22 protein-coding genes and 2 pseudogenes are annotated in these 25,097 nt (G+C 48.7%); 11 read left to right on the top strand and 13 right to left on the bottom strand.

Translation table 11 applies throughout. From position 1 onward, the window contains the following. The first annotated feature begins 258 nt into the window (after positions 1–258). From JW881_20580 to JW881_20550, 7 genes are all read left to right on the top strand, one after another. Positions 259–1,026 (top strand): DUF4261 domain-containing protein, encoded by a 768-nt coding sequence (locus JW881_20580; GenBank protein MBN1699917.1) that lies wholly within the window; start codon positions 259–261, stop codon positions 1,024–1,026. A 103-nt stretch (positions 1,027–1,129) separates the two neighbouring features. Beyond that, entirely contained in the window at positions 1,130–2,752 is a 1,623-nt protein-coding gene (locus JW881_20575) for a cellulase family glycosylhydrolase (GenBank protein MBN1699916.1), read from the top strand. A 56-nt stretch (positions 2,753–2,808) separates the two neighbouring features. Beyond that, on the top strand, positions 2,809–3,216 hold the full coding sequence (locus JW881_20570) for a hypothetical protein (protein MBN1699915.1): 408 nt from the start codon (positions 2,809–2,811) through the stop codon (positions 3,214–3,216). 62 nt (positions 3,217–3,278) lie between these two features. Next, positions 3,279–3,689 carry a hypothetical protein gene (locus JW881_20565; protein MBN1699914.1) on the top strand — a complete coding sequence of 137 codons (411 nt, stop codon included), beginning with the start codon at positions 3,279–3,281 and terminating at the stop codon, positions 3,687–3,689. Positions 3,690–3,796: 107 nt separating this feature from the next. Continuing rightward, positions 3,797–4,522, top strand: coding sequence for an ATP-binding cassette domain-containing protein (locus JW881_20560; protein MBN1699913.1), 726 nt, complete (start codon positions 3,797–3,799; stop codon positions 4,520–4,522). Position 4,523: 1 nt separating this feature from the next. Further along, a complete protein-coding gene (locus JW881_20555; protein ID MBN1699912.1) occupies positions 4,524–5,258 on the top strand; it encodes an ABC transporter permease in 735 nt (244 codons plus the stop codon). Between the two features lie 166 nt (positions 5,259–5,424). Further along, positions 5,425–5,952 carry a hypothetical protein gene (locus tag JW881_20550; GenBank protein MBN1699911.1) on the top strand — a complete coding sequence of 176 codons (528 nt, stop codon included), beginning with the start codon at positions 5,425–5,427 and terminating at the stop codon, positions 5,950–5,952. Between the two features lie 290 nt (positions 5,953–6,242). Here the strand turns inward: JW881_20550 and JW881_20545 are convergent, their stop codons facing one another. From JW881_20545 to JW881_20500, 10 genes and pseudogenes are all read right to left on the bottom strand, one after another. Further along, positions 6,243–7,940 (bottom strand): tetratricopeptide repeat protein, encoded by a 1,698-nt coding sequence (locus JW881_20545; GenBank protein MBN1699910.1) that lies wholly within the window; start codon positions 7,938–7,940, stop codon positions 6,243–6,245. 188 nt (positions 7,941–8,128) lie between these two features. Beyond that, on the bottom strand, positions 8,129–9,850 hold the full coding sequence (locus tag JW881_20540) for a CotH kinase family protein (GenBank protein ID MBN1699909.1): 1,722 nt from the start codon (positions 9,848–9,850) through the stop codon (positions 8,129–8,131). Between the two features lie 128 nt (positions 9,851–9,978). Next, positions 9,979–12,321 (bottom strand): fused MFS/spermidine synthase, encoded by a 2,343-nt coding sequence (locus JW881_20535; GenBank protein MBN1699908.1) that lies wholly within the window; start codon positions 12,319–12,321, stop codon positions 9,979–9,981. 15 nt (positions 12,322–12,336) lie between these two features. Further along, positions 12,337–12,705, bottom strand: a complete 369-nt coding sequence (locus tag JW881_20530) for an FKBP-type peptidyl-prolyl cis-trans isomerase (protein MBN1699907.1) — start codon at positions 12,703–12,705, stop codon at positions 12,337–12,339. Beyond that, positions 12,691–13,050, bottom strand: a pseudogene (locus tag JW881_20525) (FKBP-type peptidyl-prolyl cis-trans isomerase). Before JW881_20525 ends, JW881_20530 begins: the two are co-directional and overlap by 15 nt. After that, positions 13,045–13,380: pseudogene (locus JW881_20520) on the bottom strand (FKBP-type peptidyl-prolyl cis-trans isomerase). The pseudogenes JW881_20525 and JW881_20520 overlap by 6 nt, the downstream one beginning before the upstream one ends. A gap of 348 nt (positions 13,381–13,728) precedes the next feature. Further along, on the bottom strand, positions 13,729–13,965 hold the full coding sequence (locus JW881_20515) for a hypothetical protein (GenBank protein ID MBN1699906.1): 237 nt from the start codon (positions 13,963–13,965) through the stop codon (positions 13,729–13,731). A gap of 332 nt (positions 13,966–14,297) precedes the next feature. Continuing rightward, positions 14,298–14,438: a hypothetical protein gene (locus JW881_20510; GenBank protein MBN1699905.1), complete on the bottom strand. Its 141-nt coding sequence runs from the start codon at positions 14,436–14,438 to the stop codon at positions 14,298–14,300. A gap of 139 nt (positions 14,439–14,577) precedes the next feature. Continuing rightward, positions 14,578–14,961 (bottom strand): hypothetical protein, encoded by a 384-nt coding sequence (locus JW881_20505; GenBank protein ID MBN1699904.1) that lies wholly within the window; start codon positions 14,959–14,961, stop codon positions 14,578–14,580. 143 nt (positions 14,962–15,104) lie between these two features. Next, positions 15,105–17,252, bottom strand: a complete 2,148-nt coding sequence (locus JW881_20500; GenBank protein ID MBN1699903.1) for a hypothetical protein — start codon at positions 17,250–17,252, stop codon at positions 15,105–15,107. A 727-nt stretch (positions 17,253–17,979) separates the two neighbouring features. On the opposite strand from JW881_20500, the gene JW881_20495 reads away from it, so the two are divergent. Next, positions 17,980–18,717, top strand: coding sequence for a DUF1573 domain-containing protein (locus tag JW881_20495; GenBank protein ID MBN1699902.1), 738 nt, complete (start codon positions 17,980–17,982; stop codon positions 18,715–18,717). 104 nt (positions 18,718–18,821) lie between these two features. On the opposite strand, the gene JW881_20490 is transcribed toward JW881_20495, so the two are convergent. Further along, the gene (locus JW881_20490; GenBank protein ID MBN1699901.1) at positions 18,822–19,802 is read right to left on the bottom strand and encodes a WG repeat-containing protein; all 981 of its coding nucleotides are present in this window, start codon (positions 19,800–19,802) and stop codon (positions 18,822–18,824) included. 278 nt (positions 19,803–20,080) lie between these two features. On the opposite strand from JW881_20490, the gene JW881_20485 reads away from it, so the two are divergent. Both JW881_20485 and JW881_20480 read left to right on the top strand, forming a co-directional pair. Beyond that, a complete protein-coding gene (locus JW881_20485; GenBank protein MBN1699900.1) occupies positions 20,081–21,127 on the top strand; it encodes a DUF1573 domain-containing protein in 1,047 nt (348 codons plus the stop codon). Between the two features lie 66 nt (positions 21,128–21,193). Then, entirely contained in the window at positions 21,194–21,988 is a 795-nt protein-coding gene (locus JW881_20480; protein MBN1699899.1) for an amidohydrolase, read from the top strand. Between the two features lie 46 nt (positions 21,989–22,034). On the opposite strand, the gene JW881_20475 is transcribed toward JW881_20480, so the two are convergent. Continuing rightward, on the bottom strand, positions 22,035–22,436 hold the full coding sequence (locus tag JW881_20475) for a hypothetical protein (GenBank protein MBN1699898.1): 402 nt from the start codon (positions 22,434–22,436) through the stop codon (positions 22,035–22,037). Positions 22,437–22,801: 365 nt separating this feature from the next. Continuing rightward, positions 22,802–23,869: a Fic family protein gene (locus JW881_20470; GenBank protein MBN1699897.1), complete on the bottom strand. Its 1,068-nt coding sequence runs from the start codon at positions 23,867–23,869 to the stop codon at positions 22,802–22,804. 686 nt (positions 23,870–24,555) lie between these two features. On the opposite strand from JW881_20470, the gene JW881_20465 reads away from it, so the two are divergent. Beyond that, entirely contained in the window at positions 24,556–24,945 is a 390-nt protein-coding gene (locus JW881_20465) for a GxxExxY protein (protein ID MBN1699896.1), read from the top strand. Positions 24,946–25,097: the final 152 nt, after the last annotated feature.

Genomic DNA, 25,097 nt, shown 5'->3' with positions numbered 1-25,097 from the left:
CCGGATATCTCACAATTACAAGAGTTCATATTGAAATGTTTGTTATCTGTTTATTATAAAGTGACTTACATATTTAAGCCGGGTTTTAGCGCTTTTCTCAAAAAGCAGACTGTTTTTTAACATTTAGTATAATTGTCTATATTGAAACAAGTTAGTGATAATTAAAACTGTATGTGAGAAAACCGCAATTAACACCCATTATGGAAAGGTAAGAAAACGTGAACGTCAATTTTAATTTTTATATTAGGAGTATTATTAATGTGTGCATACGCTGAAAAAGATAATATCGCGATGGCAATGATCTTTAAAGTCAATGATGATATAATAGATGTTGATTTACTAAAGAGTAATTTACAAAACGAATTGAATATTTCTATTAAGGATAAATTAGTCGACAAAGATGGTACAATAATATTCCACGTTGATAATACGACATATGTCATTGCGCGAATGCCGGACGGTATCCCTGTTAAAGATTTTCAATCGGCGTCAGATCGTTCACTCCTGTATAAAAACAAAGAAAATTTAGCTCAACATCAAAAATCTCATATAATTTGCAGTGTTGTCAATGATAAAAACACATTAATCAAAAACAGAATAATCCTGACAAAACTAATTCGTTCGGTTTTAAAATCCACGGAATCGTTGGGAATTTATTGGGGCGATGCCTGTCAGATTGTCCAATCGGAAATTTTCATGGCATTTACCGATCAAATATCGGAAAAGTCTCTTCCGATTCCTGTTTGGATCAATATTTGTGTATATAAAAATGAAAATAATCGGATTAATGTGTATACTATTGGAATGAAAGTCTTTTCCTACCCGGAATATGAAATAATAAACCTGAAAATGAACCGGGAAGACGCTTACTACTTTTTGTTGGATTTCTTAAATTCTCTACTGACAACAGGTGTTAAATTAAAAGATGGAGATACTATTGGACGGGATGAAAATGAAAAATTTAAAGTTCATTATATAGAATCATTCATTAACGGCGATTCAAAGGTTATGAAAATCGAAATGTAAAAATAGATGACCCAAACTGACATAATAAAATTAAGTAAAAAACCAACTTTTTACGCAGCTATAAGCTAAACTATACCAATAAAAATGGAAAAGGATACAATAAATGAAAATTTTCATCGTACTTGAAACTATCCTGATGTTAACAAGCCCGGTCTTTGCCCAAATGTGGCGGGTCGATGATATTGGAAATCTTACCGTAGACGGCGAGATCTTCCGTATAAAAGGCGGATCCTGGACCGGACTCGAAGGACGGGAGATGCCCTCGGACGAACCCTGGGAAACGATCCCGGCGCCAATGGAGATGTACATTGGAAACGTGTGGTGGGTGGAAAGCGGCCGCACCTATGAACAGGACATAAATGAGTTCAAGCAAATGGGCTTTAATCTTATCAGGTTACCGGTCGTCCCCCAGACCCTCGATCCCGCCCATCCGCACGGACGGGCGCCGTACCTTAAAAACACCGAATCAGTGCAAATTGAGAACGCAAGGCTTGCGCTGGAGACTGTTATAAGGTTATTGGACGAAGCCGGCATCTTCGTCCTCCTGGATATCCACTCCTGCTCCAATGACGTCGGCTGGAGAGCCGGCCGTCTGGACGACCGTCCGCCGTGGATCGATGCGGACTGGGACAATTATGATTTCTCACGGGAGAACTATGACTGCAGCGGCTATGGCGTCTCACGATGGCTGGACGACCTGCGCGAGCTTGCCGGCATGGGCACGCAACTCGGTGTCGGCAATATCATGGGCATCGAAATCTTCAACGAACCGTATGATTACTCCTGGTCCGAGTGGAGATCGTTAATCGATCAGGCCTATAATGCGATCGATTCGGTCAATTCCGACATTCTGGTCTTTGCCGGGGGAATCGGTCCTTCGAACAACAGCGAGTCCGCCGATTCGCCTCATGGTGTGGCGGCGTCGAACCCCGGCTGGGGCGAGAACCTCTACGAAGCGGGCGACAATCCGCCGTCCATGCCAAAGGACCGGCTGGTGTATTGTCCGCACGCCTTCGGTCCTTCGATGTACGTGCAGAAGCAGTTCATGGACCCGGCACAGCCGGAGTGTGCGGGTATGGAAGGCGATGAGGCGGGCGACAATCGATGCAACATCGTGATCAACCCTGCTTTACTCGAGCAGGGATGGGAAGAGCATTTCGGTTACCTGAAGGACCTGGGGTATGCCGTCGTCATCGGCGCCTTCGGCGGGAACCCCGATTGGCCGGACAATACCGAGGAGCGCGTCAGGAACCGCTATGACTACCTCGGCGACACGACGGTCGATTGGCAATGGCAGAATGCCTTTATCGACTATCTCCTGTCAAGCGGTATTGCGGATACCATTTACTGGTCGATAAATCCTGAATCCCTCAATCTCGGCGGTATCTATGGCCATGCCTACGACCCCGTCTCAAATACAGGCGGCTGGGGCACCTGGGAGTCCGCCGATCAAAGGAAACTCGACCTGCTGCGCAGACACTGGGATGCAATAGGCCCGCCGGCTCAGACACCAACGACGCAACCCTCAGAGAGCGGGGACGTAAACGGGGACAATACCATAAATATAATCGATGCGCTTTTAACGGCCCGATATTACGTTGGCATTATTCCCGACGGCTTCATCGCCCGGAACGCGGACGTCGACTGCGACGGCGGTATCACCATTGTCGATGCCCTCCTGATCGCCCGGTACTATGTCGGCTTGGTGAGTTCTTTCGACTGTTGACGATTCTTTTTTCCGGCCTGTCTGTGGTTTCGTTTCATTTTAAAAAGGAGTTCAATATGAATAGAGTAAAAATTCTATTACGTATAGCTTTCGGAATCGGAATAATCGCCGATGCTTTTATGGCGATAAAGTTGCTTATCCTTCCATATGTGCTGAATACTTCCTATAGACCGGAAGATGAAACTGTGGCTTCGCTTATGCTCGGTTGGACGATCCTCCTGATATGGGCGTTTATCAAACCGATTGAAAGGCGATTCATTCTGTTATTGACGATAATAATGATGATGATTGGGAAACTGGCCGATATCGTCTCCTTGATTCTTGGAAGAGCAGAGGTTAATACGATTTTACAAAACGGATTACCTTCATTGATAATCTTGATAATGTTTATTTTTCTGTACGTTTTTGCCTGTATATATGGACTAAAAGAAATACGCAATGAACATTCCAAAACCAGCTTATGAAGGCAGTGCCGCATACCGCTCTCTATTTGCGGCTTCGCCAATAAAAAAAGGAGGAAAAAACCATGATCAGGTATGTTATTGTCAGTCTCATTAACGGAATTGTATTTGGCGTAATTGACGGATTGATTAATGTCAATCCATTTGCTCAAAAAATTTATCAGATATATAAACCTATAGCAAAGACATCGATTAATGCACCGGCCGGTATTGTCATCGACATTCTCTACGGGTTTATAATGGGATTTATATTTCTGATATTGTATAGTGCTTTGCCGGGCAGTAACGGTTTGATAAAAGGTATTGTTTTCGCATTAATAATCTGGTTTTTCCGCGTGTTCATGAGTGCCGTATCATCCTGGATGATGTTTAATGTGCCGATAACAACATTACTCTACACCGCCGCTACCGGTTTAGTCGAAATGCTTATTATCGGTATAATCTTTGGTGCGTTCCTCAAACCTTTTAGCATGTAAATCGCCGCCCGCATCGAACAACAGTAATGCGGAGGCAATGCTTTGCTGCGCTTAATTTTCCCGGTTCGCGAAACACCGGACGAATACATTCAAGGAGGCAATCGATAATGACTGCTATTGAAACAAAAAATCTCACAAAAAAATACAGCGACATAACGGCGGTCGATGGTATTAATTTTTCTATCGGGCAAGGCGAATTATTTTCTCTTCTTGGAGTAAACGGCGCGGGGAAAACGACAACGATCAAAATGCTTTCGTGTTTGATTGCCCCTTCTTGCGGTGATGCTTTCATATTCGACAAGAGTATTATTAAGAATCCATTTGCTATTAAAAAAATAATCAATGTTTCACCGCAGGAAACGGCGGTGGCGCCTAATTTATCCGTCTATGAAAATATTGAAATGATAGCCGGTATCTATGGGATGGCAAAACACGTTATACCTGATAAGGTCGCGTATATCGTCGATCGATTCAAATTAAAGGAAATATCCAAAAAAAAAGCTAAAAAACTATCCGGGGGAATGCAGCGGCGTTTGAGTATCGCCATGGCGTTGATAACGGAACCGGATGTTCTGTTTTTGGATGAGCCGACACTCGGACTTGATGTACTTGCCCGCCGGGAATTATGGTCTGTCATAAAGGAGTTAAAGGGAAGAATCACCATTCTGTTGACGACGCATTACATGGAAGAGGCCGAGGCCTTGTCCGATCGGGTCGCGATAATGCACGAAGGTATCATCAAAGTAATCGGGACCGTGCAGGAATTGCTTCAACAAACAAATACAAACAGACTGGAAGATGCTTTTGTCGTTATCAATCAGGGAGGAATGTAAAATGAAAATGCTTTATTTTGCATCGCGCAATCAAAAAGAAATAATACGTGATCCGTTGTCGTCTGTTCTGGGCATTGTAATGCCTGTCTTTTTTATATTCCTGTTTTCCATCATCGCAAAAAACGCCCCGATAGAAGTATTCAAACCTGTTAATATAGTACCCGCTATGACTATTTTCGGATTTTCATTTCTCACATTGTTTTTGGCGATCCTGATTGCCAGGGATAAAAGTTCTTCGTTTTTATCCAGGCTTTTTATTTCACCCCTGACATCGAACGATTTCATATTCGGTTACATGCTGCCGATGCTTCCAATATCGTTCTTGATCTGCTTATTCTGTTTTATTTCCGGCATTTTTATAGGAGTGCCCGTTTCGATGCGAATAATATTTACGTTCCTTACATTTATTCCCTATGTACTGTTTGCTTCCGTTACGGGAGTGCTTTTGGGAACAATATGCAATGAAACGAAAGTACTGGTGGCGGGAAATATTTTCATTCAATTGAGCGCCATTTTAGGGGGCGCGTGGATGGATCTGAATATTTTAGGCGACACGATCAAAACTATCGCCGGCTATCTGCCGTTTTCACACGCGATAGAAGCGTCCCGTGCGGCGTTATCGGGTCGAACGGAAAATATCTTATATCACCTCGCGATTGTATCAGTGTATATTCTGGTATTTTTCCTTCTGGCAGTCATTTTCTTCAACATAAAAATGAAATCCGACAACAAGTAAAGGATGTAAACATGAACTACCGGGCCGACTCGATGTGCGGCCGCTATTTTGAAACTTGACAATTTCTATCGCTGTGGCTATGCTATGTAAAGTCGTTTACACGTCATTCCGGAAGAGAACGAACCGCACAAACAGAATTTTAAATGAAAATATTGGATAAAAAAATATGAAACGGCAATATGTACGTATAATCGTCATTATTATTTTATTCTCCCTTTTCCATTCTTTATTTTATTCATGCACGCCCAATGACAGCTTTAAACAGTATCACCTCAAGGTTATCTCCGATGTTCCGGCTATTCTTTCCACGCAAAAGACCCGGTTAACGAAATTATTCAGCGGACTCATTGCGGCAACGGAAGGAACGGGAGAGGAGCTGGAAATTGTCATGGGAAAATGGGAGGTCCTTTATCGTTATCTTGAGTGTCTGCATGCGGAAATCCGTGCACATAAAATGCACTTATACGCGAACAATAAAACATCGAATCTCATAACCGCAATCAACACCGCAAGCGGTGATATGCTGAACGTCGCATTAGTCAACGCCACGGAAGTGGAGGTGTATGCCCGTCTACCGGATCGATCGAAGTTGCGGAAAATCCTGGAAGAAATAGAGAACAATACCCTGACGCGGCTCGATATCGTGCTTGAATCGTTTCAGATGTATCATGATCATATAAGCGATAAAAACTGATCCGGCGAATTATGTTATTGGTTTTTCAATCACATCACGACCATGAACTGTTCCTGTAAAAATAACAGAAATTTTGATTTGCATTATACTATTTTCACACAGAGCCCGCAAGGCGCACAGAGGAAGAAAATTTATTCTCTTCCTCTGTGCGCTCTGTGTGCTTTGTGAGAAATTCCATTTTCTCGTATATGGGCACCCCTTCGAATCCCGCCATTCACGCCTATCCGCGCAAGCGCCCCGGCGTGTCCATTGTTTTATAAACCACCCCCTTCAACGTTTCTATCAATGAATCACCTCGTATCGGGGCAGTCCTCTCGACCGCTCACCTCGCAGGCCGCGATCTCCCGCATCCTGCGCGCGCCCGGATAATCGGGCGCGATCTCGAGAAGTTTCTCGAGGGCGGCAAGCTCTCCTTCGTGATCGCCGATTTTATGCCGCGCAAACGCCAGATAATACCAGCCGTCGGGTTGATACGGCGCGAGGATGGTGGCGCGCTCCGCTTCCCGGACCGCTCCGGCGGCGTCGCCCTTCCCGAGCAGCACCCATGCGTACGTGGTGGCGAACCGGCCGGAACCAGGATCCCCGCGCGATGCGATCTCGATGGCCCGCTGGGCCTCATTCCAGTCACCCCTGCGCCCGGTTGAGATCGCCCGGTAGTGGTTCGCCAGGGGATCGAGCGGGTTCACCCGAAACGCCGCCGTCCATAGGGTGTCGTCGTTTTTCCAGTCCGGCAGGCGCTGTTCGACCCGGACGATGCCGAAAATTATCACGATGCCGAGTGCGGCCGGGACGATGACGCGCACGATCCGGCGACGCGCGGACACGGCAAGGACGACCAGTTCCGCGACGATAAGCGCGAGGCCGATCGACGGGACGTACAGGTAGCGCTCCCCTACTTCGTGAAACATGGCCATGGCCCCGGCCACCGGCACGAACCATGCGAGGAAGATCGCTGCCGGTACCGCCAGGGGGCGCTTTACGGCCGCGGCCGTTCCCGCCTCCGTTCCCGCGTGATTGCGGCGGCGGCTGCCGGTACCGGAGGAAGGTGCCTGTCGGCGCCATAAAATCGCTGCGGCAATGAAGGCGGCAAATATCGCAGCGCCGGCAGCGACACCGAACACCCCGCCCGATGTGTACGGATGCGAGATGGTAAGCGGCTGCGGCACAATCGCGCGCCCGATGTAGACGGTAATCGCCTCGGGGAAGTTAAGCAATATCCGCAAAACGGCCTCGGGCGGCGGCAGGTCGAAGCTTCGAATCCCGACCGCGGCCCTCAGCGCCACCCAGACCGCCAGGGCGATGGCGACCGCCACCCATCGGGGAGCCGCATCGCGCGCCGTTCGATGGTCGGCGAAATCCATGGCCACGACCACCACCGCCATCGCCCCGAAGCCTTCCTTCGAAAGCAGGCCGGCCAGAAATATTAGTCCGTAGAGAGAGGCCCGAAACGGCCCGGGGCGCCAGGGCAAAGCGAGAAGGCCCAGAAGCGCGACACCGCACAGAAGGTCGTACCGGCACGAAATCCACGCCACCGGCTCGACGTTCTGCGGGTGGAACGCCCACCAGGCCGCGGCAGTTGCGGCGGCGGCGATACCCGCGATCCCGCCGTGCCGCCGCAGGATCACGAACGCGAGCAGCGCCGTCGCGAGGGCGTGGAGGAGGATGTTTCCGACGTGCAGCGCGCCGGGCGCCTCACCGAACCGCGTGTCGAGCCAGAACGACGCCATCGCGAGCGGCCGCCAGTACGGGCTCATCTCGAGGCGCGGCGCGGCCTGGCTATAGAGATCGGTGGAGATCGAACGGCACAACCCGGAAAGGTCCTTTAACGCGGGACTCGGCTTTACGAGGTTGACGTCGTCATAGACCCAGCCCGCACCGATAAGCGGCGCGTAGGCCGCCGCAGTGAAAACCGCCAGGGCGGCGATGACCGCGACGCGCAACCTGAGATGTTGTTGCGGCCCGTCTCCGGGATTCAAAATAAGTGCCATTTTTCACCCCTTCCTTTTTCTTTGGAAAATCCGTACACAACTCGAGTTGTTTTTATTAGGAATGTTAGAGGATTTTTGAAAGTGTGTCTACTTGATTTTTTAATAACGGAGCGCGACGCCGATCTTGCCGTAAAAATCGCGGCCGTGAACGCTGTTTTTAAATAATCGGTCTATACCCCCCGATACTGTCAGAAGCAGGGCCCTGTCCCGACACCCCCGGAAGGTATCTTCCCCTCCAGTTGCAGCCTGACGTTTTCATACCGGGCGTCGACAAAAGGAAGGAGCGCGCCCGCTTTTCCAAATGAATCCGTACCGTCCTCGACGTCTTCGGTAAACGACTTTTTCCATGATTCATACGAATAAAATCCGGTCGGATCGGCTTTCACGTAAGGATCGATAAGCTCTCTCTGCTTTTGAACAAAAGCGCGCATATCCTTCGGGTTGAAGATGTTATCGAGCAAGGATGCAAGATGAGCGTGGTATTGTTCACGGAGTTCGGGTCTCTCCAGGACACGGGCGATAATCGGCCGTTGGGAGAGCGGCGTTATGGTCGGATGATCGATAAGGATCGCCGCGTCCTCACACTTCTTTCCTTCTTTAATCGATCGCCCGAGACCCAGGTTGAAATCCCAGGGCAGCATGGCAAACCCATTCACGGAGCGATGCTCGTATAAATAATAATTGCCCAGATTGGCGAAATAACTGTCGTAATTGGAAATGAGTGTCATGGCGGCGATGTAACGCACGAGATTATCCGTATCGATATAATCCGCCGACCCGGAATTAATGCTTTTTAAAAAGGCCATTATGGCCTTTCCCTCCGTTTCCGTCCCCTTTGTCTTTCTGTTTGTTTTCAATTCCAGTTGAGGATAGTTTCCGGTTGTAAAATCTTTCAACGTCTGCCCCGGCTTCCATTCCAGACTGCTGAAGGCTTTGTATAAATCCCCCTTATATCCGTTTTTTTTGTCGTCCGGAAAATATCTTTCCACGTATTCGCTGTCAACAGGCTCTATCGCCTGGTAGAGGCCCATGTGTCTGCCGGCCAGCCAGAGGTCCACATAGGAGTGACGCGATGCAGGCATGCCCGCCTCCCGCAGGATTCGATAGGCAATGGCGTCCCGCATAAGTGTCGGGTCGCCGTAGCCATTGTTGAGAACCAATCCTTTCAGACCCATAAATTTTTTGGCCCTGTATTTCCCGAATTCAAGTTTCAGGCTATACCGCCCATAACTTCTGTTATCGTCCGGCAAACCCGCTATATATCGCAGCGACGATGAACCTTTCGTGCGTACACCGATATCGTTTATACGGGCTCCATTGAAATCAAGATCTGCGGGATACCAGCGTTCATCCACCGGGTGGCGCACTAAATCCATAACATCATTTTCCCTCATAGTTATTTTCACGGTAAAGACGTGTTCACCGGAAAATAATATATAAGGGACATTGTCGTATCCCGGAGTCGGATACAATGTTCGAGTGCGGGCGTCTATACGGCCGAAACTACTTCCTTTTTTCACCTCGCCTCGTTTCCAGCTTAGAGAGTCGAATTGCTCCGTACCGCAATACAGTGTCAATGAATCTTCTTTACCGAGTTTGAACGGTAAAAAAGGCGAGCCCTTCGCGTCCTCCGCATTCGCGGCTTCAATAACATAATACTGACCCGGCTTGAGTATGACATCGGGCAATGGTACCGGCTCGTGACTTCCGTCTTTTATCGATGCCCGTACCAGACAAACGGAAGCGTTTCCTCTATTTTGAAACTCCACCCAATCATTGCCGCCGAAGAAATCCGGCGTCCCGGAATTCACCACCACCTCACTGACAATCACATCCTTAATATCCCCTCTGCCGCAAGAACCCAAAAGAGTTACCATGAGAAAAGCGGCAACGATACTACATCTATGCATAATTCAACCCCATTTTTACCGCCAAATGACGGTAAAACTCATCATTCGCGATCGTTATGTGAAATTTCCCGTCCGGCCATGTTTTTTCCGGCATCTCAACCACAGACCTGTTTCTCCTGCCCTACGATTTACGGATCGGCCCGTCCGGCTGCCGTCTTCAAAAGCCTGACCAGCTCCTCGGTCTCCCTGCCGTCGGAAATGAAGAACGCATTATCGTCCTTCGAAAGCGGCCCGGGACCGGTAAATTCACGAAACTCTTCGGCGTTGAAGACCAGGTAGCCGGCGATTTGACGGGCATCGCCCAGGTCCGACAACACGTCCAGAGACAGGGTACCGGCTTGAAGCTTCGCCTGAAGCGCCTTCCTGGTAAGCGGTGTGGGGGTGGCCAGCAGCATGGAATGCGTGCCGCCGGTATACCATAATGTGGCGTTTTCAAAGACCGATTGGAAGGTACGGAGGATCATTTTGTATTCGGCGATGGAGAGAGAGTGGCAGGGCAGCCATTGCACAAAAACACCGTCAGGCTCCAGATGGGACTTGACTTGCCGGTAGAACTCGGCGGTGTACAGTACCCAGCTGCAAGCGTTAGCCGGATGCGTGGCATCGTTCGAGATGATGTCGTAGGTCCGCCCGGTTTGCAGCAGATAATTGCGTGCATCTTCGATGTGCACCACGAGGCGCGGATCGTCGGCCACACCGCGGTTCTCGGAGGTGTACACCTCGCGTGCGGCCCGGATCATTTCCGCCGAAAGGTCAACCACGTCGATGCGCAACACGGGATGGGTGGCCATGGTGCCGCTGGCGATGCCGTTGCCGAAACTCAAGACCAGGGCGTTTTCGGCATCCGGCTTGAGCAGCGGCGGTAAATGCCCCAACAGGTGGAAGATAAGCATGCTAACCGGATCGGTGGGCACTTCGATCCGGCCATTGACGGTGGAGAACTTTGGATTATTACGGCCGGGTGCGAAGACGGCAACCGTCGTTTCGACGCCTTCTCTGTAAAAGATGAGCTGGCCGGCGATATTTTCCCAATAACCCAGGTAGCGCGGCGGCGGTAATAAAAGCGCGGCGATAACGGCCAGCGCCACCGGAGCGGCGGTGGCCGCGCGGAGACGGATCGATGTCGACGGGATGAACCAGACGGCCGCCAGGCCGAGCGCCATATTGATCGCGGCCAGCAACAACACCGTATGCTTGAGGCCGAGCAATGGAATGATGAGGAATCCGGCAAGGAGCGCGCCGAGTATGGAACCGGCCGTGTTGAGGGCAGATATGCGAGAGATTTTCCGCCCCACGGAAGCGGCCCGTTCGCCGCTGTACAGGCTTACCGCCACCGGAAAAACCGCGCCGATTAAAAGCGTCACGGGGAAAAGCGTCATAAACGAGAGCAGGGACTCGTAGAGGATGTCCGCCCCCATGCTGTAGCCCCCGAACAGTGCGTTGATCTTCAAACCCGACAACCGGGGAAAGACGAACAGCGAGAGGACTGCCAGCAGGCCGATACCCATTTCCAGCCAACCGAAAAGCGCCATCGATGCGCCCCTGCGGCGAATCCATGCGGAAGCCAGCGCCGCGCCCACCACGAGGCCGGTGAGGTAGACGGCCAGCATGAGTGAAAATGAATAGACGGTCCCAATGACGTACAGCGAAATCAATCTCCCCCAGGTTACCTCGTAAGCCAGCGAGACAAAACCCGAAATAGTGTAGGCAATGACGACAAACCGCAAAGCACCGGCCGGAAGTGTTTTAGCCGGCGGCGGCGAGACCCGCGGTGCCGGGGACGCCGGCGCGGACTTCTCCGGTTCACGCCTTTTTTCCGGGGCTGCCGCCGGGAGACCGAGGCGATGGCCTTCGGTGAACCAGGCGAGAAAAGCCGTCACTACATTAAGCGCGACGGCAATGAATACCGTACCCGACACGCCGAAGGCCCGGATCAGCACAATGGCGGCCAGCAGGCACCCTGCCACCGAGCCGAACGTGTTGGCGGCGTACATCCCGCCAAGGTCGCCGCCCACTTTACCATCGGCGCGGGCATACATACGCGCCATTACCGGGAAAGCGGCGCCGATGAAAAGCGCGGGAGGTGTGAGCGGCAGCAACGCCAATCCCAGTCGCAACGCCGTCAGCGCCAATTCATTTTCCAGATTCAGGCTGCTCGTCATTATGCTGTACAAGCCGGTTAATCCGTTCAGAAACGGAAGCGCCAGCCAGCCCAGGACGGCCAGCCCCACCTGCAGCACGGCAAACAATTGTCCGGGGCGCCCGGCGCGGTCGGCCCATTTGCCGATGGCGTAGCTGCCCAGCGCCATACCGCCCATATAAGCCATGAGTACGGCTGAGTAGGCATAGATGCTGACGCCAAAAGTCAGCAACGCCTGGCGAATCCAGGTAATCTCATAGATTAAGGCGCTGAGACCGGCCAGAAAAAAAACGATCAGAGCGGTTCTGCGCGACATGGTATTTGAAGACATGATTTCCCGCACTTTTTACCTGACCGCAATCAGTTCCACTTCGAATATCAAAGCCGCGTTCGGCGGAATGTAGTTTCGGTGGCCGTCGGCACCGTAAGCCAGATCGGGCGGGATAGTCAGCTTCCGTTTGCCGCCGACTTTCATACCCAAAAGGCCCTGTTCCCAGCCCGCGATTACCTGCCCCTTGCCCAGAACGAACTCAATGGGCTCGCCGTAGTCGTATGATGAATCGAATTGGGTGCCGTCCTCGAGCCAACCGGTGAAGTTCAGCACGAGTGTATTACCGTTCCGGGCTTCGTCTCCTGTCCCGACGACCAGGTCCTCCACCTTCAGCATTTTCACCGAAGTGGGCGGCATTGTGGGAGAAGGCGTGCGGACATCCATCAATTCAACTTCGAATATCAGCGCCGCGTTCGGCGGGACATAGTTTCTGACGCCTTTGGCGCCGTAACCCAGATCGGGCGGGATGGTCAGCTTTCGTATGCCGCCGACTTTCATGCCTAAAATGCCTTGTTCCCAGCCCGCGACCACCTGCCCTTTACCCAGCACGAACTCAATAGGCTTGCCGCTGTCGCGTGACGAATCGAATTCGGTACCGTCCTCGATCCAACCGGTATAATGTACGCTGACGATTGTGCCGGCCCTGGCTTCGGCTCCCGTGCCGATGAACAGGTCTTCCACTTTCAACTCCTTCACCGACGTGGGCGGCAGTTCGGCGAGCGGGGTGATGACGTCCAGCAGTTCCACCTCGAATACCAGTGCCGCGTTCGGCGGAATCCTCCCGTCAAAAGTCCCGTCCGCTCCGTAAGCCAGATCGGATGGAATGGTCAATTTGCGTTTACCGCCGACTTTCATGCCGGCCAGCCCTCTATCCCAGCCCCTGATTACCTTGCCCTTTCCCAGCACGAACTCAATGGGCTTGCCGAACTCGAGCGATGAATCAAAAGGCTGGGACTTGCTTTTGCCGTACACCCAGCCGGTATAGTGCGCGATAAGCGTGTCGCCGATTTTTGCTTCCCTCCCGGTGCCGACGACCAGGTCTTCCACTTTCAGCTTCATTTGCGACGAAGATTGAGACAATGCGAAAATGGCGATCCCCGCAATCACGATCACGGCGGTGCCGATCGCCACACCGATAAGCCATTTTTTATTGCGGATTGCTGCTGCTTTCCCGGCGCGTTTACTCTTCGAATTTGATGATGTACTCATTGTTTACTCCAGTATGTTTTTTATATATTACTCCAAACCCGCGCCTATGACAATTGAAATTTAACATAATCATCCCCAACGACATGTTATCTTCGAAAACACCGTCAAAATAAACCGAGAATAGAAATGTAAAGCAATGCGAAATCCCGTCTTTCATATAAACGAAGTCGACGACAAACAAGCCGGAGAAGAGAACCGTCAGCAGCCGAAAGAACACACTATACCCACATCGTATCGGGCGACCATGAAGGCATCGATAATGGTGATGCCGTCGCTGCAATCGACGTCCGCATTCCGGGCAATGAAGCCGGCGGGGTTCAGCCCTATGTAGTATCGGGCCGTCGTGAGAACATCGATTACGTTAACGGCATTATCTCCGTTTACGTCACCTGCATTTGCCGGTGGCGGGTTCTGATCCCAGATTCTTTGAAGCATGTCGAGTTTCCTTTATTCTATGGTTTCCCATGCCCCCCCCTGAATTGTTATAAGGATCGCAGGCATGGTTATGGATACCGCCGGTATTCATTTGTTCCGGATCGATCGCCAAGCAGACAGAATCCATAATGCCGGGTCGATCACGACGGTGTACTCCGCGTCACCGACCCTTTCGCCTTCAAGGCCCTCGCACCACGGCTGGGCAGTATCCATGTACTGGCTCCGTACGTACACCGACGGGCCAAAGGAATGAGGACAGTATACCAGCAGGTCCTTTGGTATGGACGGAGGATTGTCGCCCGCTTCGTACAGGTTCTCGCCCCAGCCGGGTTTCAACTCAGCCGCCCCATGCCGGCCAGCTTGCGCAGGTCGCACAACCATGGTTCCACACCATAGTCGCCGCAGTCGTAGACATCCCGTGTGAAATCGTAATCGTTCCAGTCACGATCGATCCATGGCGGATTATCGTCCAAACGGCCGGCCCTCCACCCGATGTAGTCGGAGGAGGAGTGGATTTCCAGGAGGACATTAATACCAGCCTGGTCTGATAAAACCGGATAACCGTCTCCAATGCCGATCTGGACTTTTCAATGCGCAACGCCTCGGCGTTTATCAGTTACGGTTCCCGGTCCATAGGGTTGTCGGGATCGAGGGTCTGGGGGCAATCGTCAACCTGCTCAGGCTAAAGCCCATGTCCTTGAACTCGGCTATATCCTGTTCGTAGGTGCTGCCGGTCTCCACCCACCACATGTTGCCTATATACAACTCCATTGGAGCGGTACTTATCACCTCGTCGATGAAATCAGGTCGTCCTTCGAGCCCGGTCCAGGATCCGCCCTTAACACGGAAGATCTCGCCGTCTACGGTAAGATTTCCAATATCATCGACCCGCCACACAGGACCTGTTCGGGCAAAAATCGGGCCTGTAAACACCAGGATAACCCAGAGGACGACATATATTCTCATCCGGATTGTGAAAAATTCTTTCTTTTTCATTTTCTTGCTCCTTGATTAACACAAGCAAACGGCTTCCAAAAAAATTACTCCTCCGGAGGTGGTCTATAAGACTGTTACCTATATCATGTCATACTTCACCATACTTTATTCAGGAAGTACGCGATACCGGACAGCCGCTTGCATCAATTCACAATTAACGGTTTCCACTTGCTGTATATAGCGGAGAGAATATGTTTTGATTGCAGGTAGGATGTATTCATCTCCTCTGCAATATCCGGCCTGTTTACCCGGCCGGCAAGATCGGCCAGGGATCCGGCTATATACATGCGGCACTGAAGCAGAGTGACCGCGTCCGCTCCTTCCAGACTCATGCTTTCCAGTCGAAACAACTGCCGTTCCATTATCCCGACCACCTGTTCGAAAAGCGTCGGATTGCTCCGTGTATTGGTGAAGAGCATTTTATAACTCCAGAGCCACCCGGGCTCATACGTGTATGCTTCGGAAAAAAGCACTGCGATATGTTCTGCCTGCCATGAGCCGGGCCGGCTCAGGACATTTGCAGCCATACTCATAGCTCTGGCAGCGTCCGTTTCGAAGCGCAATCCCCCGTCTGACAGTCGTTTAGCCGCCTCCGCGGCTTCAGGCCGACTTGTATCGGCAAAGAGCAGGCTGCGGGCATCTGCATAGATTATCACCCAGTTACCGCCGGAAAGGGCTGTAATGATGGTGTCGTCGAAATCATGTGAATTCCCGGTAATCAGGTAATGGGCACCGGTTGCATTCAGGATATCCTGCGGCGCCCTGCTTTGGTAGGCAGGCACAGTACTGCCCGTTATGTACATGTATTGGTTAAACGCATCTTCGGTGTATATCTGATGACCCCTGCCGCCTATAAAAGACTTTAGCCGGGGTGCATTCCAGCGCAGATAACCTTCCCACTTCCAGGGATTGAACACATTACCGCTCACATTGTTTGCGATTATAAATCTGAGGAGCTCCGGATTATAGGCGGTGTTTGTATAATGCATTCTCTCGAAAAAAGAACCTGTGCCGGTATTCCTCACCGGATTGCGTGCATCGTAACTGCGGACATTATCGAAAATAATAAAAGCGCCCAGTGCGAAGACCAGGCAGTAACCGATTGCCGCCGGGAGCCATGCGCTCAACTTCGTCGAGCTCTGCACGGCATGCTGCCCCGCCCCTCTTGTCGTCCGGTCAAGGTGCCGATCGTTAAAGTTTGTAGTGGACAATCCATTCGGCCGGGAATGCCGTAACCGATGTATGTGCCAATGCAGCTCGCGTGCAAGGATGGGTGCCGTCAGGATCAGCGCAAGCGCAAGGAAGCGGTTGGACAGGACGGCCATTATGACCGCAGTCAATGCCAGGATTGCATCAAACAAAATGCCGCCGGTATCGCGTTTTTCCCGCCGGAGGACTTTTTGCTTCGAAAAAACAAACGCATATACAAGGTGCAGTCCCAGCAGGATCAGGGTGACGGCCAGCATCACCAGAAAACAGATAATGCCGCTCATGAATGCGGAGAGATCGCCGGTTTCCCAGATCGGCAGCCAGTCACGCAACGTATTCCAAACCGCGCCGCCGGTAAACATGAAAGGCAGGGTGAGATTCCGTATTCCAAAAGGAGTGACGATACCGGCAAGCGCCACTGCCGTCACCGCGGCAGCAGGCAGCTGCCAATAGGCTCTGAAAGCCTTCCCTTTTTCCCCGACTGCCGCCGGAATAAGGACACAGGCAGCCCGGAGCCAGAGCATACCCAGACCGAAAACGAAGCCCCCATGGACATTTGCCCAGATGAGAGTAACGGCTGCCGCCGGCCAGATGAACCAGGTCTGCTCCCGGCTCTTGTAAAGAAACCAGAGTTCCAGGGGTACCAGGGCTATAGTGAACAGGTTAGGACGGAGAATGGCATATACATTAATCGCAGCCATTGTGAACGACGTCACAAGCAGTATCAGGGGGAGGGGAATTTTCAATGTATGCAAAGCCAAACTCAGAAAGAGGGCACATAATGCCAATAAAACAAATTTGACCGCCAGGAGTCCCGTGTCTCCGAAAACAACGTTGGCCAGGTAAAAAATTAAACCGGCACCCCAGTTCTGATTGATCCATACCCGATTATTGGTACTGAAAGACCAATCATCGGGTGTATTCAGTTTCCCGGCAATCACATCACGGCCTGCAGCCAGGGAAATGTATAAATCACTGACTTCCCTGGGGATTGACCAGATCGCAGTTATGATAAAAAGAAGCAAAATAATCCCGGTTACATTCATCAATATCCTGATTATAGGAGAATCGGCTTTATTCATATAAATCCAAGCACCTTTACGACATAGAATTATTTTTTTATGCAGTGAATCTCTATAAACCAGTCCCGCGATCCGCATATCGAAAAGAACGTAGTGTATAGATGAACTCTACACCGGAAATGATACGTTCCCGGTTCCGTCCTGTCAAGAAAAAAAACAATATATCGCTTTTCGACGAAAACGAAAGCCTGTTTATAACATGGATGAAAGGGACGGATGATGACCGCTCTTTTGATTTCATTGTTGCAAAATGTGTATGTATGTATCTTCGGGATTTTGGATGACGGCCAAACGTATAATTTTCCACATTGATATACGTGAGAAAAATACCAAAATTCAATCGTTTGGAATGAAATTACACATGAATTGAAAAAATATCCATAAAATTCCTTTTACTTTACATGTAATTTTGTTATTTTGCATATTGAAATCCTGTTTTTCAATGGTATACCGGGATTACCATGAATATATAATCCGATAGTTGCATCCTTGTATATTGTGATGGAATAAAAAAGACAAATGTAAAGGGTCCGTATAAAAGGAGCGGCATATGATTCAGAATAACCATAATTATTTTATGGGCACTTCTAAAAACCTGCTTTGCAGGTTTTTAGAACAACAAAATATTTCCTTAAGCCCACAAGGGCACCTAAAGGGAAAACTATCTTTTTATCTTATAGATAATTATAATAACCGCTTTGTTTCTATCCTGTTTTCCATAGGCGGCATGATATATATAGCGTATAAAAAGATAGCTTATAGAGGCGCCCTTATTATTCTCCTTTGTATTATCGGTCTTTTTTTATCATGCTCCGGCAAGCGGAGTGACGGACTCGTTGCCGAATTTATTACGGAAATCTATAATTTCGGACAGGTAAATGAGGGAGAAAAAGTAACGTATACATTTAAATTCAAGAATGTCGGAACAAAAACCATTATCATCGACGACGTCCGCACCACATGCGGATGTACGCTCATAGGGGAGTTCGATCGTGAAGTGGCGCCTGGGGCATCGGGAAAAATCCCCGTCGAACTGGATACCGACGGATTCGAAAGAGAGATTGCCAAAGCCGTACAGGTAACGACAAATATACCTGATAGAAAAGAAATTATCCTGACATTAAGGGGAACGGTCTATTCACCGATTATTGTGAGACCGAGAATTCTCTGGTTGGGTCTTGTAACGACGGCAGTATCTTCTCTTCATGGCACCTTTTCCATTAAAAACAATTCGGATGTTCCTTTAAAAATTGAAAAAATAATACCTCCCCATGACGGAGTAATTGTCCGGAACACTTCCGTACAACCGGATGAGGAATATCTCATGGATGTTACCGTGAATCCCCCGTTTGGTGAGGGCAATGTGGATGAAGTGGTAGTTCTGAAAACCAATATGTCCGGTAAAGAATCCGTCAACCTCACGTATTCGTATTATAACGAGGCTGCGGATAAAAAAACCGATTAGGCGATGCCATACAGCATGAGGTTACATCCCGGAACACCTCATGCTGTTTGACACGAAAGCGAAAACCCTCAAGCCGGCCGCAGCATTTCGGGAAAAAATCCCGGCTACCATGACTCCATGAAAACGACCTTGCCATTTCTATTCACATATCCGTGCTCGTCTTTGTTCCAGACCAAAGCCAGCTCTCCCGAGAAATAATCGGCATGCACGAATTGGGTGTCGATGACAAGCTTTCCGGACGTATCAATATATCCCCATAAACGATTGACGCTAACGGGAGCAAGACCGTCCCGGAAAAATTTGGCGTTTTCAAATCGATAATCTATGACAAGCTTTCCCGTTTTATCGATATATCCCCAACTGCCGCCGTTACGGACCGCAGCCAATCCCTCGGAAAAAGAAAAAGCCAGCTCATAGACCGGTGGAATTTCAAATTCTCCCGATATATTGATAAAACCGGCCTTGCTGCTTTCCAATACGGAAGCCAGGCCGTCGACAAATGAATCGGCGCCGTAGAATTGGGGCTCGATAACCATTTCCCCTCCGGTATTTATATATCCCCATCGTTTCTCTACCAGAACAGGGGCCAGCCCCGAGGCGAATGCTTTGGCATCGTCAAATTGATACTCAATCACACATTTTCCCGACATATCGATATAGCCCCATTTACCTTCGTTTCCAACGGCAGCCAGGCCTTCGAAAAAATTATATGCCGATTCAAACTGGGGTTCTATCACCATCGCGCCCGAGGTGTCAATGAAACCATATTTCCCGTCAAGAACAACGACCGCCATTCCATCCTGAAAAAAAGCATAGGAGTCAAACTGCGGTTCAATCGTAATTATACCTGTTTTATCGATGAAACCCCATTTCGAGCCGTCATATACGGGGGCAAATCCTTCCGAGAAGCTTCCGGCTTTCACGAATTGGGGCTGGATGACGTATTTGCCCGTATAATCGATATATCCGAACTTACCGTCTTTGATCGCAACATACAGTTTGCTTTTATTTTCCGGTGATACCTGGTAGCAGCCGTTCGCGATAATCAACAGCATCAATACCGGGAAACAGAATGATTTTTTCATGGCGAATTCTCCATTATATTGTTGATGATATCCTTAAGCTACACTGAAATAGTGTGTCAGTCAAGCAGATTGACCGGGCCGCATGACCGGCTTCCGGCGTCGAATGACGGCCGCGTATCATTTCCACCAGAGAATATACGGGAGGAAAATACTGAAATCCCTCAGCCCGGACCGTCACTACCATATAAATGAAAAAAAGTCCATAATGAAATTCATATTGAATATTTCTGAAAATATTTATATATATAAATAAATCCGGACTTAAATAGGAGATTGAAATGAAAAACAAACATCACTCACATCCGTTTAATACAGACAGAAACGTATGGAAATATGGTTTCGTTTGTATTGTCCCGCTCTTTGTTATACTGTTTTTCGCGTGTTCGGGTAAGCAGGTAGACGGCCCGGGAATAAAATTCGAGAAAGAGACATATGACTTTGGAAAGGTAAATGAAGGCGAAACGGTAGCATATACGTTTCAATTCAAAAACAACGGGACGGAAATCCTCATCATTGAAAATGTCAAACCCACATGCGGTTGTATTTCAATTACAGGAGAATATGACAGACAACTGCAGCCTGGAGCAACAGGCGAAATTCCGGTCGAACTCGATACAGGCGGCATCGAAGGGAAAATGGCGAGAATCATAAGAGTATCGACCAATATTCCCGCTAAAAAGGAAATTATTCTTACCCTGCAAGGAACAGTGTACACTCCAATCAGTGTCAATCCGGATGTCCTCTGGCTTGTGCATAAAAACAGAACGACTGTTTCGCTTTCAGGCAGTTTCACGATAACGAACAACACGAATGAACCCATGGAAATACTGCCCATTACACCGTCCGACAAGAACGTAACCGCCGATATAATTATCATACGGGAAAATAAGATATTCACAATAGAAATCACGGCAAATCCTCCCTTTTATCAAGGCAACACAGAAGAAACACTTGAAATCCAGACGACGCTCCCCGGTAAAGAGTATATTACCCTCAAATACGCTTATAATATTCATGCGGCAGTCATCGTATATCCCCAGTCCATTATCCTTGAACCCGTTAAAGCCGCGACGAAATTTGAAAAAACAATCAATGTCGAAAATCACTTTATCGGACCGGTCACCATCGCCAATCCCCGGGTGACGGGCGGCACCCTGCAGTATAACATCGAAGAACCGGTGAAGGACGGCAAGACCACCCGAATAAGATTGTTATTTCCGGCCGGATTTGTCTTGAAAGAAACGGATAATCTCGTTTTTTCTTTTACGGTAAAAAAAGATCAGGTATCGCTTGCATACGATATCCCGATAATGGTATCGGAATAATCCCGCTTGGCTAAAAGAACAATATACGCTACACTACCGTAACCTCAAAGGCGAAAGGCGGTTCCCATGATCATCGATTTCCATACCCACGCGTTTCCCGACCATATCGCACCGAACGCGATCGCGGCGCTCGAGGCCGAATGCAGCGCAAGAACAAAACACGAAGGCACGGTTTCGTCCCTGCTCCGTTCCATGGATGCAGCGGGTATCGATATCGCCATTGTGTGTTCGATCGCCACGAAACCCTCACAGTTCACACCGATTTTGGAATGGTCGAAAACGGTCGCCTCGGACCGTATCGTTCCCCTCCCCTCCGTCCACCCTGCGGACCCCGCTATCGCGGAAAAAATGAAGATCATCAGCGATGAGGGCTTTGCGGGCATAAAGATGCACCCCTATTATCAGGAGTTTTCCCTTGATGAGGAACGGGTGTTCCCCGTCTATAAAGCATGCTCGGAATACGGGCTGCTGCTCGTCGCACACACGGGATTCGATATCGCCTTTCCCCGCGACAGGATCGCGGACCCTGAAAAGATCATGGCCGTCCGCGCCCGCTTTCCCGGCCTCAAATTTGTGGCGACACATCTCGGCGGGTGGTATGACTGGGAGGAAGTGGAACGCCGGATGGTCGGGAAACCGGTATACATGGAAACCTCCTTTTCACTGGAAGACCTGCCGCCGGAAAAAGTAAAGGCGATGATCGAAGGGCACCCCCGGGAGTACATATTATTCGGGACGGACAGCCCGTGGACGGACCAGCGCGAGGCGATACGACTCCTCCGTTCATTGGGGCTTGGCGAGGAACGCGAAGAGGCGATCCTGTACGGGAACGCGGCGCGTCTTCTGGGAATGGTCCGATGAGAGGGCGGCACGCCTGTTTCACACCGTGCAACCGATCGTGAGGCGGTCAATCGGCGGTATCGCCGACGCTTCCGTGTTCGATGATGTTCATCAGGCATTTGACGATTCCATTGTGGGCGTAAACGGTCTTCCCGGATAAAAATGCCTGTGTATTCACCGTGCAATTCGGGGCGATTGAAAACGAAAATGAATCGACATAGTATTGGTTGAATAATGCGAACAACTCCCTGATTCTGTTGACATTTTTGCAAACGTAGGCATTTTCCCGAAGGTCCATCCCGTCGATGTTCTTCATTAACGATTGAAAACGGTTGTTCAGCCGTGTTTTTATCTCCGGTTTGAAAACGGAAAAGCGGTTCGTCTGCCTTTTTATTTCATCGAAATATACCATGTATTCGATGCAATCCTTTTTCAACTGAAATGTGTCGTTCCTGTCTTTCGTTACCATAACGGCCCCCTTTTTACAGGTTTGCTTCCTCAATTGAAACCGGCTTTTTCCGCACCGGACGGCCTTACAATGCGAACACGGTCAGTATAGCCGGCCGGTACCGGGATATCGATGGGCGGTTTCGTCTTTCCGTTGACGTCTTTCATTTTTTCGTACGCCGTTATCCGGCATCGCGGCAAGCGTCAGGATTCACGGGAGCCGTCATATTTTTTTTATTAAAACGACAGATGAACGCTGGATGTCCGCAGAATTGTATTTCCCGTCCATTGTTACCTCAATTCAGGGGATTCATGTTAAAAATATCGCCTTTTTTTAACATGAAAATACCTGTATGTAAAAAAAACCATAGATTGTTAACATATCTGCTATTTCACAAAAAGGTCAAAGAGTGGTTTATTTATGTAAAAATTGCTTTTTTTAAGCCGTTCCTTTAGCAGGAAGCCGTCTTTTGCCAGTATATCAAGATATTTTGCCGCTGTCTGCCTGCTTATCTTTAAATCATGTGCCAGGAAATCGATTTTTGTATAGGGATGAAAAAAAAGATTATTCATCAGGTCCTGAGAATAGAAGCTGTATTTTGCTCTTATGTCATGCTTATATCGCTGCATTAATTCTCTTATGTCGTGAATCAGCATAATTGTCTCTTTTGCCGTCTCTTCAATACCTTTGAGCATGAATAATATCCATTCCTCCCAGTTTTCTTTATCTCTCACTTCCTGTAAAAAATTGTAATAATCATCCTTATTACGTATTATATAACGGCTTAAATAGAGAACCGGAATATCCAAAAGCCCTTTATAAACAAGATAGAGAATATTTATTATCCTTCCGGTCCTTCCATTGCCGTCATAGAAGGGATGAATCGATTCAAACTGAAAATGAATAACGGCCATTTTTATAAGCATATCTGTTTTATGGAAAGAATCATCATTTATATATTTTTCAAGATTATCCATTAAACGTTTGACATCATTATAATTCTGCGGGGGTACATAGACGGTTTTTCCTGTTTTGCCATTTTTAAGTTCCGTACCCGGAAGTTTCCGGAAACCGGCTTTGTTTTTCTCTATGCATTCCTGTATTTCCAGAATTTGACTATTTGTAAACAGGCCTTTGTTCTTGATGATTTCATATCCCGTTCTAAGGGCATAGGAATAATTCTGGACTTCTTTTGCGGCGGCACTTTGTATAAAATCCTCAAAGAGAGTTTCTTTATAAATTTCATCGTGGGTTGTTATAATATTTTCTATAGCGGAGCTGTCCTTGGCTTCGAGCAATGGTAATGTATTGATAAGTATCGCCTGGTTTGGAATCGTTTTTGAAACACCTTTTAGTTCCGCAAGATAACGGTGTGAAAGGACTGTTTGCTTTAAAACAACCTTTGTTTCCAGATCGACATTCGGGGGCAGTTCCCGCAAAATATAGTTATTCATGTAATCCTTCTTTGTATCGCCTCATTCATTCCCGATTTTACTATATTTTTCCCGATATAACAATAATATAGCAGCTCCTGTATTATTTATATTTCCCCCTTCCCCGTCTTCAACCGGCACTCCCGCCACCCGCCATATGTGTACATCCGTTGTTTTTATATAAACGACGGCTGAATGCTGTGATGGGAGCGGATAGGAAGATAGTATAGTTGCGGCTTATAAATGTATAAAAGTGTCGCTATGATACGTAAATGATAATTCTATTTTTATTAAAACTACGGATGAACGCTGGATGGGCGCAGATAGGGCAATAGGTAAATGGCGCCTTTAATACGTATAAAAGTGGCGCCATATAATATTCATTTTTTCTTTTTATTATTTTTTATGTTGTGATATGATAATGTACTTTCATATATCACAATAAAAAAATATTTTCTCTGCTATATACTTTCCATCCTTCACTTCCCCGTTATAGACCTGCATTATCCTCATCCGCCATCCAGCATTCATCCGTGGTTCGTTTATCTCATGCGGCATGGACGCCACCTCCTTTGTGCCGGGATGCAGGTAATCTTTTTCTCGAAGCCTGTCAAGGCCGGGCCCTCCGGGTTCTCCCTCCGGTCGAAGCCTTGACAGGCTTCGAGAAAAAGATTGTCGGGTGAAAAAACACAAAGGAGGTGTCATCCATGTCGACTCGTTTTCTCTACAAACAACTTTCCCGGAAAATTATAGGCTTCGCGTTTACCGTTCATAACAGCCTGGGGCCGGGTCTGCTTGAATCCGCCTATGAAGGCGCATTCTGCGTCGAGCTGGTTCACGCGGGTATTCCTTTCGAACGGCAGAAGGTGTATCCGCTCATTTACAAAAACGAATATGTCAGTACGTACTTCGCCGACCTTGTCGTCGACAATACCGTCATTGTCGAACTCAAATCCGTGTCGCAGCTTAGCAGGATTATGGAAGCGCAGATTATTAATTACCTCAGGCTTTCATGTCTTCCCGTCGGCTATCTCATGAACTTCAATGCGCCCGTTCTTGAATGGAAGCGCTTCATCAATACACGGGGCAGGCCTTAAGCCTGCTTCGTGTGTTGGCGTTTGAAAGATACTGATTTTTTTTTAAGAATTTAGAAAAACTACATATGAACGCTGGATGGGCGCAGATAGGGCCATAGGTAAGTTCTGCCCTTAAACGTGTAAAAGTGTCGCCATAAAATATTTTTTTTCTT

It is taken from the genome of Spirochaetales bacterium (genome assembly GCA_016930085.1).
GTDB lineage: Bacteria > Spirochaetota > Spirochaetia > SZUA-6 > JAFGRV01 > JAFGHO01.
The sequence above is the reverse complement of the archived record's forward strand: the minus strand, read 5'-3'. Positions and strand labels throughout refer to the sequence as shown.

Excerpts from the sequence above, each read along its gene's own strand:
- JW881_20560 (MBN1699913.1), top strand. The coding sequence starts at position 3,797 with ATGACTGCTATTGAAACAAAAAATCTCACAAAAAAATACAGCGACATA.
- JW881_20545 (MBN1699910.1), bottom strand. The coding sequence starts at position 7,940 with ATGGCACTTATTTTGAATCCCGGAGACGGGCCGCAACAACATCTCAGG.
- JW881_20550 (MBN1699911.1), top strand. The coding sequence starts at position 5,425 with ATGAAACGGCAATATGTACGTATAATCGTCATTATTATTTTATTCTCC.
- JW881_20465 (MBN1699896.1), top strand. The coding sequence starts at position 24,556 with ATGTCGACTCGTTTTCTCTACAAACAACTTTCCCGGAAAATTATAGGC.
- JW881_20490 (MBN1699901.1), bottom strand. The coding sequence starts at position 19,802 with ATGAAAAAATCATTCTGTTTCCCGGTATTGATGCTGTTGATTATCGCG.
- JW881_20575 (MBN1699916.1), top strand. The coding sequence starts at position 1,130 with ATGAAAATTTTCATCGTACTTGAAACTATCCTGATGTTAACAAGCCCG.
- JW881_20500 (MBN1699903.1), bottom strand. The coding sequence starts at position 17,252 with ATGAATAAAGCCGATTCTCCTATAATCAGGATATTGATGAATGTAACC.
- JW881_20495 (MBN1699902.1), top strand. The coding sequence starts at position 17,980 with ATGATATATATAGCGTATAAAAAGATAGCTTATAGAGGCGCCCTTATT.
- JW881_20485 (MBN1699900.1), top strand. The coding sequence starts at position 20,081 with ATGAAAAACAAACATCACTCACATCCGTTTAATACAGACAGAAACGTA.
- JW881_20530 (MBN1699907.1), bottom strand. The coding sequence starts at position 12,705 with ATGGATGTCCGCACGCCTTCTCCCACAATGCCGCCCACTTCGGTGAAA.
- JW881_20470 (MBN1699897.1), bottom strand. The coding sequence starts at position 23,869 with ATGAATAACTATATTTTGCGGGAACTGCCCCCGAATGTCGATCTGGAA.
- JW881_20475 (MBN1699898.1), bottom strand. The coding sequence starts at position 22,436 with ATGGTAACGAAAGACAGGAACGACACATTTCAGTTGAAAAAGGATTGC.
- JW881_20515 (MBN1699906.1), bottom strand. The coding sequence starts at position 13,965 with ATGCTTCAAAGAATCTGGGATCAGAACCCGCCACCGGCAAATGCAGGT.
- JW881_20540 (MBN1699909.1), bottom strand. The coding sequence starts at position 9,850 with ATGCATAGATGTAGTATCGTTGCCGCTTTTCTCATGGTAACTCTTTTG.
- JW881_20580 (MBN1699917.1), top strand. The coding sequence starts at position 259 with ATGTGTGCATACGCTGAAAAAGATAATATCGCGATGGCAATGATCTTT.
- JW881_20565 (MBN1699914.1), top strand. The coding sequence starts at position 3,279 with ATGATCAGGTATGTTATTGTCAGTCTCATTAACGGAATTGTATTTGGC.
- JW881_20480 (MBN1699899.1), top strand. The coding sequence starts at position 21,194 with ATGATCATCGATTTCCATACCCACGCGTTTCCCGACCATATCGCACCG.
- JW881_20570 (MBN1699915.1), top strand. The coding sequence starts at position 2,809 with ATGAATAGAGTAAAAATTCTATTACGTATAGCTTTCGGAATCGGAATA.
- JW881_20535 (MBN1699908.1), bottom strand. The coding sequence starts at position 12,321 with ATGTCTTCAAATACCATGTCGCGCAGAACCGCTCTGATCGTTTTTTTT.
- JW881_20555 (MBN1699912.1), top strand. The coding sequence starts at position 4,524 with ATGAAAATGCTTTATTTTGCATCGCGCAATCAAAAAGAAATAATACGT.
- JW881_20505 (MBN1699904.1), bottom strand. The coding sequence starts at position 14,961 with ATGAAAAAGAAAGAATTTTTCACAATCCGGATGAGAATATATGTCGTC.